Source organism: Vibrio sp. 1167 (assembly GCF_033340375.1).
GTDB classification, from domain to species: domain Bacteria; phylum Pseudomonadota; class Gammaproteobacteria; order Enterobacterales; family Vibrionaceae; genus Vibrio; species Vibrio alginolyticus.
In genome coordinates this window covers 1-1,016 of the sequence record NZ_JAWOWK010000137.1, presented here as the reverse complement: position 1 = coordinate 1,016, position 1,016 = coordinate 1, and the positions used below count along the sequence as shown (strand labels likewise).

Here is a 1,016-nt window from a genome sequence, read left to right as displayed (position 1 = left end):
GATGAAGTATTGTTGATTCAATTGTCTTTTAGGCATGGTCATGACTTCAACAAAACCCAAAGTGATGTTTTAAAGTCTCTTCAACGTGCGCAACTCGAGCCACTCTCTTACTAAGCCCAAGCCGATCAGCAAAAATTACGCTTAGCGTACACCGCAGAGATTGCGACAGGTGCGCTGAAGTATCTACAAGATCTTGCAGTTGAAGCTGAAATCAAACTCAAAGAAGGCTATTCACTTGTGGCCGCTGTGGGAGCGGGAGTAACGAAGAATGCCAACCATTGTTTTGGTTTTTACCAAAAATTGAAGCACGCACCAGTTGAATTTGTTTCTGAAACTGAATCAGGTTTAAGCCTAGTTGCGGTACTGCGTCGCACCGATACCGAAGCATTAGTGCAGTTGATTCACAGCCAGTTATTCCAAGCGCAAAAGCGCGTAGCGGTAGCGTTATGTGGCAAAGGCAATATCGGTTCTAGCTGGTTAAATCTATTTGCGACTCAGAAAACAGAACTCGAAAAACGCCACGGTATGAGCTTTGACTTAGTCGCCGTTGTCGATAGCCAGACATATTGGTTTGATGAAAAGGGTATCGATGCGGCGGCGGTTGCCGACAAGTTTGATGATGAAAGTATTGAGAACGATGGGACGTGGCTGAGTCGGTTAGGCGATTTACAAGGTTATGATGAAGCCGTGGTATTGGACGTGACCGCGAGCAAAGAGTTGGCGCAACGTTATGTTGATATCGCTCAGCAAGGCATCCATTTAATTTCTGCTAACAAAGTTGCAGGCTCTGCCGACAGTCAATACTACCATCAAGTGCAAGATGCATTCGCGAAAATCGGTCGTTACTGGCTCTACAACGCGACGGTTGGGGCTGGGTTACCTATCAACCATACCGTGCGAGATCTGCGTGAAAGTGGTGACGAGATTGTGGCGCTATCCGGAATCTTCTCGGGAACACTTTCTTGGCTGTTCCAGCAGTTTGATGGCTCGGTGCCGTTTAATGAGTTGGTCGATTT

The 1,016-nt window shown here is 46.8% G+C and carries 1 pseudogene; it reads left to right on the top strand.

Annotated features, from left to right (window positions below):
• Window positions 1–1,016, top strand: a pseudogene (gene metL, locus R7Z78_RS24910) (bifunctional aspartate kinase/homoserine dehydrogenase II); the annotation flags it as partial.